The following is an 18,448-nucleotide window of genomic DNA, read 5'->3' as shown; positions in this document are numbered from 1 at the left end:
CGGCGTGGCGAGAGACTGCGGCAGTCGGAAATCAGGTGTCGCGGGTGGTTATGCGCGACAGCGGTTCAGCAGTGCCAAACCGGTCTCGAACCGCCACCCGAGGAACACATGATGTGAAAACAGGCATCGCGACTGCGACGCCCTGCTCTGTGTTGGGGGAGTTGACGAGACCGGCGGTTACGTAGGCAAAGTGAAGCTCGGAAAAGATTTCGGAACGACATCTCTAGCCGTGAGGTGCCTGGCCGACAAGCCTTCTTTCGGTAGACGCTACCGTCGCCGGAACAGTTGGGTTATGTTGAACGACCCAAACATTTCAAACGAGACCGCGTCATGCATTTCACGTCGCTGCTGATTTTTGCCGGCGCCCTGCTTGTTGCAGCCGGCTCGCCCGGCCCATCGATCGCCGCTCTTGTGGCGCGGGTCATCTCGAAAGGGTTTCGCGACGTGTTTCCGTTCCTGCTTGCCATGTGGATCGGCGAAGCGATCTGGCTGTCCCTGGCGGTGTTTGGCCTCGCCGTGGTGGCGCAGACGTTCCACTTTGCCTTTGTCGTCGTGAAGTGGGTCGGCGTCGCCTATCTCGGCTGGCTGGCCTGGAAGATGTGGACGGCACCGGTCGAGGCCAAGGAAGGCGCGCTGCCGCGCGAAGATTCGCCCGTCAGACTGTTCTTTGCCGGCATGGCGGTGACGCTCGGCAATCCCAAGATCATGATGTTCTACCTGGCGCTGCTGCCGACCATCATCGACCTCGGTTCGGTCAGCATGATCGGCTGGGTCGAGCTGACCGCGACCATGGCCGTTGTCCTGGTCGCTATCGATTTGACCTGGGTGCTCGCCGCATCACAGGCGCGCAAGCTGCTCAAAAGCAAGCGGGCGATGAAGATCGCCAACCGCGTCAGCGCCGGAACCATGGCCGGCGCTGCGGCGGCTATCGCGGCGCGGTCCTGAGCCGGCGCGTCAACCCATTTCGATTATCGGCGCAATCTCGACGCTGAAACCCGGGTCCGTCAGGATAGGACAATCCTTGGCTTTGCCGACGGCATCGTCGATGTCTTTCGCTTCGATGATGGTGTAACCGGCGGTCGGATTGCTACCGCCATTGTTCTCGACCTTGCCGCCGGGCAGCAGGGTCTTCGACATGCCGACTGGATTGCCACCATCGACCACGGCTGAGCCAAGCTTGCCGTACCAGCCGTTCCAGGCATCCATCGCTGCCTTCCGTTCGGCCTCCTCGGTCGGCATCTTGCCCGAGCCGTGATAGACGTAGAGAAATTTCGCCATGTTCTCCTCCTTTGATCGGCGGCATCGAACCGGCATGCGGTCATGCCGCATGCCGATCATCGGACCAAACCGGCAAACAAGCAACGAGAATGCGAAGTAGCTAATATAATGTGCGGTTGGCTCGCAACGGCGGTGCCCTATCGCGCCATCGCATGGTATTCATCGTTCGGCCGCATGTCGATTGCCGATGCCAGCCGGTTCGACATGTTGAAGAACGCCGCGGTCGAGGCGACGTCCCAGATGTCGCGGTCGGAAAAGCCGACTTGCCGCAGCGCCGCCCGGTCCGCTTCGACGATCTTTGCCGGCTGCTCGGTCAGCTTCACCGCGAATTCGAGCATGGCGCGTTGCCTGTCCGACAGCTCGGCGGCGCGAAAATTCATCACCATCATCTCGCCGAAGGCCGGGTCGCCGGAAAGCTGGCGCACCGCCGCGCCATGCGCGACCAGGCAATAGTAGCAATGGTTGACCGACGAGACGGCCACCGCGATCATCTCGCGCTCGAGTTTCGACAGGCCGGATTCACCCAGCATCAAATCATTGTACATGTCGGTGAAAGCGCGCAGCTTCTTCTCGTCGAAGGCATAGGCGAGCAGCACATTGGGAACGAGGCCGAGCTTCTCCCGGCACTTGGCGAAATAGGCCTTGGTCGCGTCGCTCAGCTCCGCCGGTGCCAGGTCAAGCGCGGTAATTTTCTCCGTCATGGCGGATTTCTCCTCGTTTTCGCCAGGCTGCCGGTGAATTCCGACATTTCGTCGCAAGCCGTCAAACCTTTGTCGCCAAATACCCGTCATCTGTTAGCATAGCCGCAAAAACATGTGACGGGAGGGACTCATGGCCAGCGTAAAGTCAGCGAGCCGGTTGAAAAAGGCCGGCGTGACGAGGGGTGAAGCCGCGGGTGGCGAAAAGCCCGGCAGGCTTGCCGACTACTTGCTGGCCCGAGCTCCGGCCGAAGATGTCGCCGCCTACGACGTCATCGATCTCGAACGCGCTGCCGAACTCGCCGGCCGCGCAGTGGCCAGGCACAAGAAGGACGACTGCGTCGTTGCCATAGACGTTGATTCCGGTGTCGTCCGCCAGGGCCGGCCGATGACGGTGATCACCGTCGTCAACGACAACATGCCGTTCCTGTTCGATTCCGTCCTCGGCGAGATTACAGAAAGCGCCGGCGAGCCGCTGCTGGTTACCCATCCGGTCATAGTCGTCAGGCACGGCAAGAACGGCGTCGAGGAAATCCTCGGCGATGGCGGTTATGCCAAGGGCGACCACAGCCATGACCGACTGAGCGTCATCCATGTCCATATCGGCCGCCTTTCGGCCGAGCAGGCCGAAGGCCTGGCCGCACGCCTGACCAAGCTGCTCGGCCAGGTGCGAGCCGCCGTCACCGACTGGAAGCCGATGCTTGCCCGCCTCGACCAGGCGATCTCGGAATTCCGCTACTCGCCAGTGCCGCTCGACAAGGCCCATGTCACCGAGGCGATCGCCTTCCTCGAATGGCTGCGCGACGACAATTTCACCTTTCTCGGCATGCGCGAATTCAACTACACTGGCGGCGAGACGAGCGGCATGCTCGAGCGCGCCGAAAAGCCCGGCCTCGGCATCCTTTCCGATCCCGACGTGCTGGTGCTCAGGCGCGGCACCGAAGCGGTGAGCACGACGCCGGAAATCCGTGCCTTCCTGCATGGGCCGGAACCGCTGATCGTCACCAAGGCCAACGCCAAGTCATCGGTGCACCGCCGCATCTACCTCGACTACATTGGCGTCAAGACCTACACCGGCAAAGGCGTGCTTTCAGGCGAGCTCCGTATCGTCGGCCTGTTCACCTCGACTGCCTATACGCGCTCGGTGATGAAAATCCCCTACCTGCGCTCGAAGGCGGAAACCGTCATTGCCAAATCCGGCTTCAATCCAGGCGACCATTCCGGCAAAGCTTTGATCAACGTGCTGGAGAGCTATCCGCGCGACGAGCTGTTCCAGGTTCCGGTGCCGATCCTGCGCAAGCATGCCGAAGCCATACTGGGCTTGATCGAGCGACCGCGCGTCAGGGCATTGGTGCGTGTCGACCAGTTCGACCGCTTCGTCTCCGTGCTCGTCTTCGTGCCGCGCGACCGCTACGACAGCGTCGTGCGCGAGAAGATCGGCACCTATCTGAAGACCGTCTTCGAAGGCCGGCTGTCGGCCTATTATCCGGCCTTCCCGGAAGGCGGGCTGGCGCGCGTCCATTTCATCATCGGCCGCTCCGGCGGCAGGACGCCGAAGGTCGAGCAGGCGACGATCGAGGCGGCGATCCGCGACATCGTACGGACCTGGGACGATGCACTGCGCGAGACCGCGACAGAGACCGGCGCCGATGCGAGACTCACGGCCATCGCCTCGCGTTTTTCGGAAAGTTATCGCGACAGTTTTCCGCCGGCCGTGGCGCTGGCCGACGCCGGGCGCATCGCCAAGCTCGATACGTCAAATCCGATCGCCATCGACTATTACCGTCACACCGTCCAGAAGCCGCATCAGGCGGCGCTGAAGATCTATCACCATGGCAGCCCGGTGGCGCTGTCGCGGCGCGTGCCCGTGCTGGAAAACATCGGTTTCCGCGTCATCAGCGAGCGCACTTTCGAGGTCGGCGACATTCAATCCGGCATGGTCTTCATCCACGACATGGAACTCGAGAACAGCTACGGCAGGCCGATCGACCTCGGCAATGGCGGCGCGCTGTTCGAGGATGCGTTCCTTTCCGTCTGGCGCGGCGATGTCGACAATGACGGCTATAACGGCCTTGCCCAGACCGCCGGCCTGTGGTCGGGCGAGATCACCGTCCTGCGCGCCTATGGCCGCTATCTGCAGCAGGCCGGCATCCCGCAGAGCCAGGATTTCATCGCCGCCGCACTCAACCGTTATCCCGAGATCGCCCGCAGCCTGCATGCGCTGTTTGTCGCCCGCCTCAGCCCGACGGCCGAGACGGAAGGCGTCGTTCAGGCCAAACATCTGAAAGCCAAGATCACGGATGCGCTGGAAGACGTTCCCAACATTGACGACGACACCATCATCCGCCGTTATCTGAATCTGGTCGAAGCCTCGCTGCGCACCAATCATTTCGTTGCCGATACGAAACAGAAAGGCCAATCGCTGGCGATCAAGCTCGATTCGCAATCGGTCGACGGGCTGCCGGCGCCGCGGCCATGGCGGGAGATCTTCGTCTACGGCTCCGAGGTCGAGGGTGTGCATCTGCGCTTCGGCCCAGTCGCGCGCGGCGGCCTGCGCTGGTCGGACCGTGCGCAGGACTATCGCACCGAGGTGCTCGGCCTGGTCAAGGCACAGCAGGTCAAGAATGCGGTGATCGTGCCGGTTGGCGCCAAGGGCGGCTTCTACCCGAAAAAGCTGCCGATGAGCGCCGGGCGCGACGCAATTTTCGAGGCCGGCACGGCCGCCTACAAGAATTACGTTTCCAGCCTGTTGTCGATCACCGACAATATCGGGCTGGACGGCGTCATCCCGCCAGCCGGCGTCGTGCGGCGCGATCAGGATGATCCGTATTTCGTCGTCGCCGCGGACAAGGGCACGGCGACCTTCTCGGACATCGCCAACGCCATCAGCGAAAGGCACGGCTTCTGGCTCGACGACGCTTTCGCCAGCGGCGGTTCGGCCGGCTACGACCACAAGAAGATGGGCATCACCGCCAAGGGCGCCTGGGAAGCGGTCAAGCGGCATTTCCGCGAGATGAACCGCGACATCCAAACCACGCCGTTCACCGTCGTCGGCGTTGGCGACATGTCGGGCGACGTGTTCGGCAACGGCATGCTGCTGTCGGAGCAGACCCGGCTGATCGCCGCCTTCGATCATCGCGACATCTTCATCGATCCCAATCCCGACATGGCGGCTTCGATGGCCGAGCGCCGGCGTATGTTCGCTCTCGCCCGCTCAAGCTGGCAGGATTACGACAAGACGAAGCTGTCCGAAGGCGGCATCATCGTCTCGCGCAGCCAGAAGTCGATCACCTTGCCGGCCGCCGCGGCCGCAGCTATCGGCCTCGGCAAGACAACGGCCACGCCGGTCGAGATCATGAGTGCCATCCTCAAGGCGCCGGCAGATCTTTTGTGGTTCGGCGGCATCGGCACCTATGTCAGGGCATCGGGCGAGACCAACCAGGACGTCGGCGACCGTGCCAATGACGCGATCCGCATCACCGCGCTCGACCTGCGTGCCAAGGTCATCGGTGAAGGCGCCAATCTCGGCGTCACGCAGCGGGCGCGCATCGAATTCGGATTGAATGGCGGCCGCTGCAACTCAGATGCGATCGACAATTCGGGCGGCGTGAACTGCTCAGACGTCGAGGTCAACATCAAGATCGCGCTGGCTTCCGCCATGCGAAAGGGATCGCTGACGCGGCCGTCGCGCAACAAATTGCTGGCCGAGATGACCGACGAGGTCAGCGCCCTGGTGCTGTCCAACAATTACCAGCAGACGCTGGCGCTGTCCCTTGCTCGCAAGCGCGGCCTTGCCGACATTGCCCATCAGAGCCGCTTCATGGAGGCGCTCGAGGCGCGCGGGCTGCTCGACCGTGCCGTCGAGACGCTGCCGTCGCCGGCGGCTCTTGCCGCGCGCTATGCGCGCGGCGAGCCGCTCACCCGGGCCGAGCTCGGCGTGCTGCTTGCCTATGCCAAGATCGTGCTGTTTTCCGATATCGTCGCCAGCAACGTGCCGGACGATCCGCATTTCGACCGCGACCTGATGGGTTACTTTCCCGACCGCATGGCAAAGAAATATGCGGCGGAAATCCACGGCCATCGCCTGCGCCGCGAGATCATCGCCCGTGTCGTCGCCAATGATCTGGTCAATCGCGGCGGCCCGTCCTTCGTCAACAGGCTGCAAGAAGCGACAGGGCGCAGTGCCGCCGATGTCGTGCGCACCTTCGCCGTGGTGCGCGATGGCTTTGCACTGCCGGCGCTCTATCGCCAGATCGATGCACTCGATAACCAGATCGACGGGCAGATCCAGCTCGACCTCTATCAGGCGGTCAGCCGGCTGATCTATGTGACCAGCGGCTGGTACCTGAAGAACGATGCCGACACTGCACTGCTCGGGCAGCGGATTGCCGAGTTGCAGGATGCGCGCAAGGCGCTGGAGCCGAAGCTCGTTTCGCTGCTGCCGGCCTTCTCGCGCGAGCGGATCGAGGAGCGGCGGCACAGCCTGTCGAAGGGTGGCGCGCCCGAGAGCCTTGCCGAACAGCTGGCGTTGACCGATGTGGCGGAACTCATCCCCGACATAGCGCTGACGGCGCGGACGGCAAATGCCGGCATCGTCGCTGCCGCCAAGGCGTTTTTTGCAGTCAGTGATGTCTTCCGCATACCGCGCGTCGAAGATGCGGCACGCTCGATCACGCCCTCGGATTATTACGATCAACTGGCGCTTTCCCGCGCCACCGACACGATCGGCGCGGCCAGGCGCGGCATCGCCGTGGCGGCACTCACCAGTCATGCCGAGGCGGCGGATCCGGTGTCGGCATGGTTGGAGGCCGGCGGCGAACGGGTCGGACGCATCCGCGAGCGGTTGCAGGCGCTGACCGAGGGCGGCGACATCACCGTGTCGCGGCTGTCGGTGGCATCCGGCCTGATGAGTGATCTGACGCAGCTGTGAGACGTCTTCCATATCGCGCGGGATTGCCGGGAAGAACTGCGCTATAGAGCGAACGGCGCCCTGCTTTGGGGGGCGCCGGAGCATGATCCCAAAAAGTGACGATCGGCTTTTGGACAAGATCGTGCTCAACAAGAAGACGGAGCGTCATTCCGATTCGATCGGCATGGAGCAAGCTCCAGCGGAGGGGACATGGCTGAGATGGCAGTGCAGCGGGCATCGGGACGCGGCATCTGGGGATGGATGCTGTTCGACTGGGCGGCACAGCCGTTTTTCACGGTCGTTACCACCTTCATCTTCGGTCCTTATTTCGTCTCGCGCATGGCCAGCAATCCGGAGACCGGGCAAGCGGCCTGGGGCTACGGCATTGCCGCCGCCGGCCTCGTCATTGCCGTTTTGTCGCCGGTCCTCGGCTCGATCGCCGATCAGACCGGACCACGCAAACCGTGGATAGCCCTCTTCGCCGCGGTTAAAATCACCTGCCTCACCCTGCTGTGGTTCGCCGCGCCCGGCTCTAATCTTTTTCTGGTCGTGGCGTTGTTCTCGCTGGCGTCGGTCGCGGCGGAATTCTCGACTGTGTTCAATGATTCGATGATGCCCCGCCTGGTGCCGAAGAGCGACATCGGCAGGATCTCGAACATGGCCTGGGGACTCGGCTATCTCGGCGGCATGATCGCACTGATCTTCGTCGTTACCGTCATGGCCGGCTCGCCTGAAACCGGCAAGACCGTCGTTGGGCTCGACCCGATCTTCGGCCTCGACCCCAGGCTCGGCGAGGACGCGCGCGCTACCGGGCCGTTGTCGGCGGCCTGGTATTTCCTGTTCATCCTGCCGATGTTCCTCTTCACGCCTGATGCGATCAAAGGCATTCCAATCGGGCCGGCGGTGCGCGAGGGACTATCGGAACTGAAATCGACGCTGGCCGAAGTGCGCAAGCGCAGCGGCATTTTTCGCTTTCTCGTCGCCCGTATGATCTATCAGGACGGCGTCAACGCACTGCTGGCGCTGGGCGGAACGTTTGCGGCGGCAATGTTCCATTGGTCGATTACCGAGATCGGCCTGTTCGGTATCATCCTCAACGTCGTTGCCATCGTCGGCTGCCTGGTTGCCGCACGCCTCGACACAGCGCTGGGTTCCAAGACCATAGTGATGATTTCGCTGGTCATGCTGAGCATTGCCACGATCGGCATCGTTTCGACCGGCCCGGGCTATACGCTGTTCGGCGCCTGGGTGATGCCCGGACTGGACGGCGGCGGATTGTTCGGCACGGCGGCGGAAAAAGCCTACATTTTCTACGGCCTGCTGATCGGGCTTGCCTTCGGGCCGGTGCAGGCATCGTCGCGCTCCTACATGGCGCGCAGCGTCACCGCAGCCGAATCGGGGCGCTATTTCGGCATCTATGCGCTGGCTGGCCGGGCAACCAGTTTTGCCGCACCCTTCATGGTGGCCACGATCACCCTGGCCAGCGGCTCGGCGCGGCTCGGCATGGCGGCGATCGTGCTGTTCCTTGGCGCCGGCATGGCGATCCTGATCGGGACGCCCTATCCGGCGGATCGGCCGGCGGAGTGAGCTGCTCTTGCCTTCTCCCACAGCGGGAGGGTAACGCGTTCAATGCCGGAAATGCCTCACTCCGGTGAAGACCATGGCAATGCCGTGAGCGTCGGCGGCGGCGATGACATCGTCGTCGCGCATCGAGCCGCCGGGCTGGATGACGGCTGTGGCGCCGGCTTCGATTGCCGACAAAAGCCCATCCGCGAACGGGAAAAAGGCATCCGAGGCGACGACCGAGCCCCTGGTCAAAGGCTCCGTCAGGCCGGCAGCCTCGGCGGCGTCGAGCGCCTTGCGCGCCGCGATGCGCGAGGAATCGACCCGGCTCATCTGGCCAGCGCCGATGCCGACCGTAGCGCCATCCCTGGCATAGACGATGGCGTTCGACTTGACGTGCTTTGCCACGCGAAAAGCGAATTTCAGATCGGCCAATTCGGCCGGCGTCGGAGCGCGCCTGGTCACCACTTTCAGCTCGAGGTCATCCACCACCGCGTTGTCGCGGCCCTGGACCAGCAAACCGCCAGCAACCGATTTCAAGCCAAGGCCCGCCGCGCGCGGGTCGGGCAGGCCGCCGGTGACCAGCAGGCGTAGGTTCTTCTTGGCGGCAATGATGCGGACTGCTTGTTCGGACGCCTCCGGTGCGATGATCACTTCGGTAAAGGTCTTGACGATCTCTTCGGCGGTTCCGGCATCGAGGATGCGGTTCATGGCGACGATGCCGCCGAAGGCCGAGACCGGGTCGCAGGCCAGCGCCTTGGCATAGGCCGCCTGCAGCGAAGCGTCCTCAGCGACGCCGCACGGGTTGGCGTGCTTGATGATGGCAATTGCTGCGGAGCGCGACGGGTCGAACTCGCCGACCAGCTCGAAGGCAGCGTCGGTGTCGTTGATGTTGTTGTAGGAAAGCTGCTTGCCCTGAAGCTGGCGCGCCGTGGCGACGCCCGGCCGCCTGTCGCCGTTGACATAGAAGCCGGCGCCCTGATGCGGGTTTTCGCCATAGCGCATCACCGACTGCAGCTTGCCGCCGAAGGCGCGCCATGTCGGATGCTCGATCTCAAGCGCCTCGGCGAACCATCCCGAGATCGCCGCATCGTAGGTGGCGGTGCGGGCAAAGGCCTTGGCTGCCAGCTTCTTGCGGAAATCCAGCGACAACGACCCGAAATTCATCTCCAGCGCGTTGAGCACCGAGGCATAGTCATCGGGATCGGTGACGATGCCGACATAGGCGTGGTTCTTGGCCGAGGCACGGATCATCGCCGGGCCGCCGATGTCGATGTTCTCGACGATCGCCGCGTAGTCGGCGCCGGAGCGACGCACCTCTTCGAACGGATAGAGATTGGAGACGACGAGATCGATCGGCTCGATGCCGTGGTCGCGCATCGCTGCGGCGTGCTCGGGATCGTCGCGCACGCCAAGCAGTGCGCCATGCACCGACGGGTGCAGCGTCTTGACGCGGCCGTCCATGATCTCGGGAAAGCCGGTGAGCTCGGACACGTCGCGCACCGCCATGCCCGCCTCGGCAAGGGCCCTTGCGGTGCCGCCGGTCGAGACTAGCTCGACGCCGGCCGAAGCCAGCGCCCTGGCGAAATCGATCAGGCCGGTCTTATCAAAGACGGAAAGGAGCGCGCGACGGATGGGTACAAGGTCGGGCGCGGGAATGTTCTTGGCGGCGACGGCCATGGGCTGGCGGCCTTTCCAGTTCTGGTTGGGAGCGTCCGCGGGCCGTAGCATATGAGGCCCGGAAATCAAGCCGCAAGAGTTGATCAGTGTCTGCCGTTGCCACCGGCTTCAGCTTTTTCCGGACGGCCGGCGATGATGGTGCGCGTCAATTGCCAGTGGACCTCGGAAATTTCCGAGGCCTTGAACGCAAGCACGATCTGGCGGCTGCGGCGCGGGCCGCCAAGCCCTGCGAAATAGATCGATTCCTCGACCTCGGGCACCACTTCGGTAGAGGTAAACACCCAGGTGTCGGCATGGTCGGCGGCCAGCACCAGACGGTCATGCTCATCCTGGAGCAGGCTTATATCGGGATGGACATGGAAACGCACCGTGACGAAGTCACGGCCATTGTTGCGGATAGAAGCGCCGCCCGGGCGCAGGAAACGGTCCCTGCCGGCAAGCACATTGCCGTCGGTCGATAATTTCAGCTCGCGCTCATGCAGGAAGCCGAAGCGCGCCACATAGCCGTCATGGCGGGCGATGAAGCCCTGGCTGCCCTTCTGGTCGGTGCGCTTGCAAGGCACATGCTGCGGCCCGCCGATCAAAGGCGTGCCGAGCAGGTCGTTGACGCGCAAGGAGTGATTGAAGCGCGCCGACGACGTGTCGTTGATGGTGGCGGTCGAGTGGGCGGCGGTGGCGCGGGCAAGCGGCCGGAACTCGGCGGCGCCATAAGTGTCTATTCCGGCGTTGACGATATAGTGCTGGCGGCCCGACGACAATTCGAAGGCGAGGCATCCGGCGTGAGCGGCATTGGATACGTCGACGAGGGGCGGCGGGCCGGTATCGGCGATCACAGTGACACCGCCCATCGACAGGCGCTCATAACCCGAATGCGGCGCGTGCAGCAACGGTGCGCCGGCGGTGTCGTCGTGATGCAGGATGCTGGCGATACGGTCGTGAATGGTGGCGCCCATGCCGTTGAAGCGGGCAAGGCTGCCGTCCTGATGGCGAAAGAAGCGCAGTGCCGGCAGCATCCGGTCGATGGCGCCGATCAGGGCGGCCGGCGGCGTCTCGGCCTGATTGGCGTATGTCTGGCGCAACGGCAGAAGGTCGGCGAGGATTTCAAGCACGGTCATCGGATTACGCGAGATATGGCCGCCGTCAGGCAGGATCTGGCGGTCGAGCTCCTCGGCGAGATTGCGGGTAGCACCGCGTAGCGCCGAGGCCGGCGCCGGCAGCGACAAAGCGGCAAAGGCCAGCGCAATGCGGGCGCGCAGCCTGTCCTTGCCGTCCGGCATCTCGCGCACCATGGCGCGCAGATAGCGGATCTGGACGGCGAGCGATTTCAAGAACGCGCGGTAGAACGGAAATTCGGCGCCCTGCAACACGATCGAGGAATGCTGCAGCCAGGCAATGACACGCTTGGCCGTCGTGCCGGGCTCCCAGGCGACGCCGGAAATATGGCTGCCATGGATTGCAATCCAGTCGGAAACCAACGCCCGCGCGTTGGCGGCGGCGAGCTCGGTACCGGCGGCACGCATATGGCGCAGCCAGCGAAAGCCATGCAGCGTTTTTTGCCAGCCGGGATTGGGCACGTCGATCTGGAAGGGCGATTTGCCGCCGGTCTCGACCAGATGCCCCGAAAGCGGATAGCGGCCGTAATAGATCTCGAGCGCGATCTGAGGATCGGCGAGCCGCAGGTCCGGTGGGGCGATCAGGACGCGCTCCGGCGTGCGGCCTGAGTAGCGCCAGCGATAGAGTGGCCCGGCGCGCAAGCGCCGGCGCGTCTTGCGCCAGAACTCCCTCGCGACAAGCGTCCACAGACGCGTCGTGTTACCGGCAGCGATTGCCAAAACCCCTCCTGATCGTCCTCACCCAAGCACAAGTTTATATGATTCAAGAACTTGTGCGAAGGCGAATTCCGCGGCGGTGGGGCCGTTCAGCCTGTTTTCCATGCCTCCTCGCCCCATGAAGCCGGACGGCACTTCAAGATCGTCCCTTAGCCGGCTCTGCGCATGCGGGCGGCGAAGAAGCCGTCCAGCCCGGAGCGGCCCGGCGAGCCTAGCTCCAGATCGGCAGGCGTGGTGCGCAACGTGCCTTGCGGCGTCAGAAACGGGTCGATGCCGGCGATCTCACCCGGCCGAAGCGGGTCGTCGACAATCTCCGCATTGCCGGCGAGAAAGTCGCGATAGAGCTCTTCGCCTTCCAGCGGATCGAGCGAACAGTTGGAAAAGACGATGCGTCCACCAGGCTTGACCAGGGTGACGGCGCGGGCAAGCAGCCGGCGTTGCAGGTCGGCCAGTTTTTCGACGTCGGCCGCCGTCTTCGTCCAGGGAACGTCGGGATGCCGCCGCACCGTCCCGGTCGAAGAGCATGGTGGGTCGAGGAGGACGGCGTCGAAGAGGTCCTTCGGCTCGTATTTGAGCAGATCGGCCTGGACGATCTCGGCGGCCAGACCGAGCCGTTCGAGGTTCTGCGTCAGCCGTGCCAGCCGCGTTTTGGACATGTCGAGCGCGGTGACGTGGGCGCCGGCGAGGATCAGCTGGGCGGTCTTGCCGCCCGGCGCGGCACAGAGGTCGGCGATTCGCAAACCATTGATGTCGCCGAACAGCCGGGCCGGCAGGCTGGCCGCTGCATCCTGAACCCACCAGGCGCCTTCCCCAAAGCCGGGCAGTTCGGTCACGGAAGCGCTGAGCTTTTCCACCCGCACCGTGCCGGTCGGCAAGACAAAGCCGCCGAGCCGTTCGGCCCACAGCGCCGGGTCCGACTTGACCGAGAAATCGACCGGTGCCTCATGGCGATGGGCGAGCAGTATCTGCCTGGCCTTGTCGAGGCCGTAGACCGTTTTCAAACGGTCGGAAAACCATTTTGGCGCCTCGTCGGTAGCGGCACGTGCTGCGGCGAGCTCGTCCTGCTTGGCCCGCGCCAGCGTGCGCAGCACGCCGTTGACGAGGCCGGAAAAGCGCGCCGTGCGCGGATCGGACTTGGCGTGTGTCACGGCGAGGTCGACGGCGGCGCTGTCGGGAACATCGAGGAACAGGATCTGCGCTGCCGCCACATGCAAAATGTGCGAAAGCGCCGTGGCGTTGGGCGGCAGCGGCTTTTCCAGGCGACGGGCCAAAAGGCCTGATATGGTCATGCGGTAGCGCAGGGCGGTGACCAGAATGGCGCGCACCAAGGCGCGGTCGCGCAGGTCGAGCGCCTTGTACTGCGGATGGCCGTTCTCTTGGTCGGTCAGCCCGTCGAGCGGCGTCCTCGCGTCTATAACCGCGGCAAGCTGGGGGGGGGGGGCGTTGCGCGGGGCGTGGCCGGCTAGGGCCGCGCCGCTCGAATTGTGTTCACGATCGCCTGAAATTCCGTGCCGGCGCTTCGCTGAACTCACGACCACGGACCTTTGGGGCCGGTCGGATTGCGTCCCCAGGGATTGGGTCTCGGCTTGGCCGGCTCAGCCGGCCTCTCGGGCCGCGCGGCCCTGTCCCACGGACCAGACGGCTGCTGCCCGGTCCCTTCCGGCGCCGGCCTTGGCGTCGCGGCCGCTTCGGGTGCGCCGGCCATTTCGCTCGCCATCCTCTGCAACGCGGCGATGCGGTTTTCTGTGCTCGGGTGAGTGGAAAACAAACTGTCCATGCGCTCGCCGGAAAGAGGATTGATGATGAAGAGATGGGCGGTTGCCGGATTGCGCTCGGCATCCGGGTTGCGGATGCGTTCGGCGCCCCGCGCGATCTTGTCAAGTGCCGAGGCGAGCCACAGCGGGTGTCCACAGATTTCGGCACCGCGCCGGTCGGCCTCATATTCGCGGGTGCGGCTCACCGCCATCTGCACGATCATGGCGGCCAGGGGCGCGACTATCATCGCCACCAGCACGCCGACGATGCCAAAGGAATTGTTATTGTCGCGGTTGCCGCCGAAAAAGAAGGCGAAATTGCCGAGCATCGAAATTGCGCCGGCAAAGGTGGCGACGATCGTCATGGTCAGCGTATCGCGGTGCTGCACATGGGCGAGCTCGTGTGCCATCACCGCCGCGACTTCTTCATGCGATAGCCGCTCGAGCAGGCCGGTGCTGGCGGCGACAGCGGCATTTTGCGGATTGCGGCCGGTGGCGAAGGCATTGGGCTGCGGATTGTCGATGAGATAGGTTCTCGGCATCGGCAGGCCGGCACGTTGCGCGAGACCCTTCACGATGGCGTAATATTCAGGCGCGTTGCGTTCGTCGACTTCGATCGCACGGTGCATCGACAGCACCATCTTGTCGGCGTTCCAATAGCTGAACAAATTGGTGCCGGCGGCGATCAGCAACGCGATCATCATGCCGCCGGATCCGCCGATGAGATAGCCGACACCCATGAACAGGGCCGTCATTGCGGCCAAAAGCATGGCGGTGCGAAGGGTGTTCATCGTCTGCTCCGTTCTGGCCCAACAAAGGGGTCGATCCTTGTGGGCCCATCGCTATATGATGGGAAACAGCGGTTCCCGTTTCAATCGGGGCCTGTTTCAATCTAGCGGAAGATCGCATGATCGACAAAACCAGCCAAACGCATGCTAACGGCTCGCCGCAAAAGCCGCTGACCCCGGCAGCCAGGCGCGCCTTGGTCGAGGCCGAGGCCCGGCGGGAGAAATATCGCGAGCAGGAAGCCACGCTGCCGAGGGAGATGGGCGGGCGCGGCGGCAAGGAGCCTGGCCGCTATGGCGACTGGGAGGTCAAGGGCCTGACCAGCGACTTTTAGCCCAGGCAGGGTGCTAGTCAAACAGGCAGCGCGGCCCGCTCCACTCCGATGGCAATCCAGCCGCTGGAATCGACGGCGATGCCGATCGCGTCATAGCCGGCGATGGTGGCATGCGGCGTCTCCAACGGATGCCGGTGCGTGGCGCTGATCACCACGACCGCAGCGCCCGCGGCTTCGGCCGCCGCTATGCCGGCCGGCGCGTCCTCGAAGACGAGGCAGTCGCCCACATCGACGCCGAGCCGTTCGGCCGCCAGCCGGAAGCAGTCGGGCGCCGGCTTGCCGCGCGATACATCCTCCGCCGCAACAATCACGGCGGGAGCCGGAATACCCGCGGCCTGCAGGCGCAGCAGGGCGAGCTCGCGCGGTGCCGAAGTGGCGATCGCCCAGCTTCCAGGCGGCAGCGACGCCAGGAAGGCCGCGGCGCCGGCAATCGGGCGAATGCCCTCGACATCGGCCGCCTCGGCCTGCAAAAGCGAATCGGCTTCGCGGGCAGGATCGACGCCTGGGAGCGCCAGCCGGCCGATGGTCTCGATCGCCCGCACGCCGTGGATGGTCGGCAGGAATGCGGCGACGTCAAGACCTTGCCGATGCGCCCACGCTGCCCAGACCCTTTCCGCTGCGGCGATCGAATTGAGAATCGTGCCGTCCATATCGAACAGGAAGGCCGCGAATTTTCTGCCTGCAAACATCGGTTTCCCGGGGTCATCTTGGAGGGATTATTTCGAAAGACGCGTGTCAATCGACCGTAACGTTGCCGCGTCCGTATGGGAAGCCGCGAGGCGTCGTTTTTGACGACCACAAGGAACCGCCACGCACTGTCCCGCGTTGATCGGCACTATCTTCCATGACGATCGCAGGGGAGGGCGATGCTGATTCGGCTCGGCTATGAAATTGCCATTGAATGCGTTGCAGCAACGCCGGTCGTTTCATTGCTCGATATCCACGGGGATCGCCAGGCCGACATCAAGCGGCAGACGCGCGTGCTGACCTCGCCGTCGGTCCCGACCAGGGTCTACCACGACCTTTTCGGCAATAGCTGCCGCCGCTTCACGGCGCCGGCCGGAAGCTTTCGCATCCTTTATGACGCGGTGGTCGAGGACAGCGGCGAGACGGACGAAGTCAACACGCTGGCGAGAGAAGTCCCGGTTGCCGAATTGCCGGACGAGGTGCTCGGCTATCTGCTCGGCAGCCGTTACTGCGAGACCGACCATCTCGGCGACCTGGCCTGGCAACTTTTCGGCCAGCTTCCACCGGGCTGGGCGCGGGTGCAGGCCATCGTCGACTATGTCCACAACCGCCTGTCCTTCGGCTACGGCTATGCGCGCTCGACCCGCACGGCGGCGCAGGCGCATGAGGAACGCGTCGGCGTCTGCCGCGACTTTGCCCATCTGGCGATCACGCTCTGCCGCTGCATGAACATCCCGGCCCGCTACGTGAACGGCTATCTCGGCGATATCGGCGTGCCCGCCGATCCGGCGCCGATGGATTTCTCGGCGTGGGTGGAAGTGTTCCTCGACGGCAGGTGGTACACTTTCGATCCTCGCCACAATGTGCCGAGGATCGGCCGCGTCGTCATCGCCCGCGGCCGCGACGCCACCGACGTGCCGCTGCTGCACAGTTTTGGCCCGCATCGGCTCACCCTGTTCAAGGTCTGGACGCACGAGCAGGAAGGTAATCTGTTCAAGCCGCCTTGTCGTGGCGTCGACAAGACGGTCAGCGCACGGATGCTGGCCTAGTCTTTCGGGACACATTCACAGTCCGTGTTTCCATTTCCCGCCACCGCGATCGTGCTGAACCGGTTCGATACATCTCGTCTGTACCGGATTGGGACGCAGTCCAGTCGTCCTGAATTGCGAGCCTGTTCGTGGTAAGCGCTTTGTCGACAAAGCCGTGCCGGCGCAGCTTTCGTTTACCCTCTGTTTACCCTGCCGCCGCTCGAAACCGTTTGGAAACAATGACCTGATCGCGGGCCGGTCGCTTTCCCGGGCCTGGCGGCGCGATCCGGCCGGATTCCTGCAATGCGCGTTCGGACAGCTGCAGGCTGTAGCGAATGGAGGCGGAAGGAATGCGGCGTTTCGGGGGTCTTGTTCAGACGATCGGCGGCTTTGCCGGGGATCGCAGCGGAAATTTCGCGGTCCTGTTTGGGATAATCGGCTCAGTGCTGGCACTGAGTGTCGGCTTTGCGGTCAACGTGTCCCAACTCTACAATGTAAAATCGAGCCTGCAAGGCGTGGTCGATGCAGCGGTCACCTCGACGGCCCGCGACCTGACAACCGGCGTCATCAGCGAGGCCGACGCCAGCAAATCGGTGCAGGCCTTTCTCGATGCCAACAGCACGGCGGGTATCCTCCAGGACAACCAGATCGTCCTCGACAATCTGGTTGTCGACAGGACAGCCAAGACTGTCCAGGCGGACGTCCATGTCAACGTCAACTACTATTTCCCGCTTTTCAGCACGGGTGGCATGCAACGCGTCCCCGCATCGACGACGGCGCTCTATTCGGACAAGCAGATCGAAGTCGCGATGATGCTGGACGTGACCGGGTCGATGGCCGGCCAGAAAATCATCGATCTGCGGGCGGCCGCGGCGAATGCTGTCGACAGCTTCCTGGGCGGCCAGGACCCCTCCAAGCCACGTGTGCGGGTTGCCATCGTGCCTTATGCCAATTCGGTGAATGCCGGTACACTTGCCGCCAGCAGCGTCTATGTGGAAACCACCGCCAGTCAACGCAAACAGGCGCCGGCCAATGACGCCGTGCAGTATGTCTCGGGCTTTATCCGTCCCGATAATTGCGCCACCGAGCGCAAGGGGACCTATCAGTATTCGGATGCGGGCCCCGACGTCAGCATGGTCAATCGCGACTACCTGCTGTCATCCTTCGCCTGGCAGACCGGCACCGCCGCCTGCCCGATCGCCGCGCTGATGCCGCTGACAGCGGATGCGACGGCGCTCAAGACGGTCATCAAGAATTTCGTCGCCTCCGGCGGCACCGCCGGCCATATCGGCGTGCAGTGGACCTGGTACATGCTTTCGGAAAACTGGGGCAGTGTGATGAAAGCCTCGGAACGGCCGGCCAAGATGGATCCAAAGAAGGTTGCCAAGATCGCGATCCTGATGACCGATGGCGAATTCAACCTGTCCTACTTCGATGCGAGCACGGTCAGCGACGTCTACAATGACGCCGGCAAGGAGCCGACCCGCACGGCCGCCAAGAAACTTTGCGCTGCCATGCGCGACAAGGGCATCGAGGTCTTCACCATTGGGTTTGACCTAAACGAAACGAATGCCAAGGCGACGCTCCAGGATTGCGCGAGCCCGGACACCGCCAAGATCAAGCACTTTTATCAGGCGGCCAATGGAACGGAACTCAACCAGGCTTTCCAGGATATAGCGCGCAACGTCGAGATGTTAACCGTAACCAAATAGGGGACAACAGCCCAAAAAGGAAAGGCCGCCGCTTCTCGCGAAGCCGGCGGCCTTCCGTGTTTCCGTCCATGGCGCGGCTCCTGGCGGCGACCCTGGTCGCCAGCCGCGCATCTCGCGCCTTAGCGGGAAGACTGCTTCCCGAAAGTGCGATCCGCTGAGGCCACGTTCTGGAAAACGAAATCACTCGACA

Annotated in this window: 13 protein-coding genes; 6 read left to right on the top strand and 7 right to left on the bottom strand. The window is 63.8% G+C overall.

The window, feature by feature from the left end:
* The first annotated feature begins 330 nt into the window (after positions 1-330).
* Positions 331-945, top strand: a complete 615-nt coding sequence (locus NKJ28_RS21760; protein WP_352569503.1) for a LysE family translocator — start codon at positions 331-333, stop codon at positions 943-945.
* A 9-nt stretch (positions 946-954) separates the two neighbouring features.
* On the opposite strand, the gene NKJ28_RS21755 is transcribed toward NKJ28_RS21760, so the two are convergent.
* On the bottom strand, positions 955-1,278 hold the full coding sequence (locus tag NKJ28_RS21755; RefSeq protein WP_023678126.1) for a YciI family protein: 324 nt from the start codon (positions 1,276-1,278) through the stop codon (positions 955-957).
* Between the two features lie 137 nt (positions 1,279-1,415).
* Positions 1,416-1,979 (bottom strand): peroxidase-related enzyme, encoded by a 564-nt coding sequence (locus tag NKJ28_RS21750; protein ID WP_352574595.1) that lies wholly within the window; start codon positions 1,977-1,979, stop codon positions 1,416-1,418.
* Between the two features lie 130 nt (positions 1,980-2,109).
* Here NKJ28_RS21750 and NKJ28_RS21745 point away from each other — a divergent pair, with 130 nt between their 5' ends.
* Positions 2,110-6,906 (top strand): NAD-glutamate dehydrogenase, encoded by a 4,797-nt coding sequence (locus NKJ28_RS21745; RefSeq protein ID WP_352636914.1) that lies wholly within the window; start codon positions 2,110-2,112, stop codon positions 6,904-6,906.
* Positions 6,907-7,095: 189 nt separating this feature from the next.
* Positions 7,096-8,472, top strand: a complete 1,377-nt coding sequence (locus NKJ28_RS21740; protein ID WP_352636913.1) for an MFS transporter — start codon at positions 7,096-7,098, stop codon at positions 8,470-8,472.
* Between the two features lie 39 nt (positions 8,473-8,511).
* Here the strand turns inward: NKJ28_RS21740 and purH are convergent, their stop codons facing one another.
* The 4 genes from purH to htpX all read right to left on the bottom strand — a co-directional run bounded on the left by purH (position 8,512) and on the right by htpX (position 14,502).
* Complete coding sequence (purH, locus tag NKJ28_RS21735; protein ID WP_352636911.1) at positions 8,512-10,128, bottom strand: bifunctional phosphoribosylaminoimidazolecarboxamide formyltransferase/IMP cyclohydrolase; 1,617 nt, start codon at positions 10,126-10,128, stop codon at positions 8,512-8,514.
* An 83-nt stretch (positions 10,129-10,211) separates the two neighbouring features.
* A complete protein-coding gene (locus NKJ28_RS21730) occupies positions 10,212-11,960 on the bottom strand; it encodes a heparinase II/III family protein (protein WP_352569506.1) in 1,749 nt (582 codons plus the stop codon).
* Positions 11,961-12,106: 146 nt separating this feature from the next.
* The gene (locus NKJ28_RS21725; RefSeq protein ID WP_352636910.1) at positions 12,107-13,495 is read right to left on the bottom strand and encodes an RsmB/NOP family class I SAM-dependent RNA methyltransferase; all 1,389 of its coding nucleotides are present in this window, start codon (positions 13,493-13,495) and stop codon (positions 12,107-12,109) included.
* Positions 13,486-14,502 carry a zinc metalloprotease HtpX gene (gene htpX / locus NKJ28_RS21720; protein WP_023678119.1) on the bottom strand — a complete coding sequence of 339 codons (1,017 nt, stop codon included), beginning with the start codon at positions 14,500-14,502 and terminating at the stop codon, positions 13,486-13,488. The genes NKJ28_RS21725 and htpX overlap by 10 nt, the downstream gene beginning before the upstream one ends.
* A 116-nt stretch (positions 14,503-14,618) precedes the next feature.
* On the opposite strand from htpX, the gene NKJ28_RS21715 reads away from it, so the two are divergent.
* Positions 14,619-14,831 (top strand): DUF1674 domain-containing protein, encoded by a 213-nt coding sequence (locus NKJ28_RS21715; RefSeq protein WP_023678118.1) that lies wholly within the window; start codon positions 14,619-14,621, stop codon positions 14,829-14,831.
* 17 nt (positions 14,832-14,848) lie between these two features.
* Here NKJ28_RS21715 and NKJ28_RS21710 read toward each other — a convergent pair whose 3' ends face one another.
* On the bottom strand, positions 14,849-15,520 hold the full coding sequence (locus NKJ28_RS21710; protein ID WP_023678117.1) for an HAD-IA family hydrolase: 672 nt from the start codon (positions 15,518-15,520) through the stop codon (positions 14,849-14,851).
* 177 nt (positions 15,521-15,697) lie between these two features.
* On the opposite strand from NKJ28_RS21710, the gene NKJ28_RS21705 reads away from it, so the two are divergent.
* Both NKJ28_RS21705 and NKJ28_RS21700 read left to right on the top strand, forming a co-directional pair.
* A complete protein-coding gene (locus tag NKJ28_RS21705; protein ID WP_023678116.1) occupies positions 15,698-16,567 on the top strand; it encodes a transglutaminase-like domain-containing protein in 870 nt (289 codons plus the stop codon).
* A gap of 329 nt (positions 16,568-16,896) precedes the next feature.
* Positions 16,897-18,258, top strand: a complete 1,362-nt coding sequence (locus NKJ28_RS21700; protein WP_023678115.1) for a pilus assembly protein — start codon at positions 16,897-16,899, stop codon at positions 18,256-18,258.
* Positions 18,259-18,448: the final 190 nt, after the last annotated feature.

Source organism: Mesorhizobium sp. M0145 (assembly GCF_040322355.1).
Classification (GTDB): domain Bacteria; phylum Pseudomonadota; class Alphaproteobacteria; order Rhizobiales; family Rhizobiaceae; genus Mesorhizobium.
Note: the sequence above shows the minus strand (reverse complement) of the source record. Positions and strands in the feature narration are given on the sequence as shown.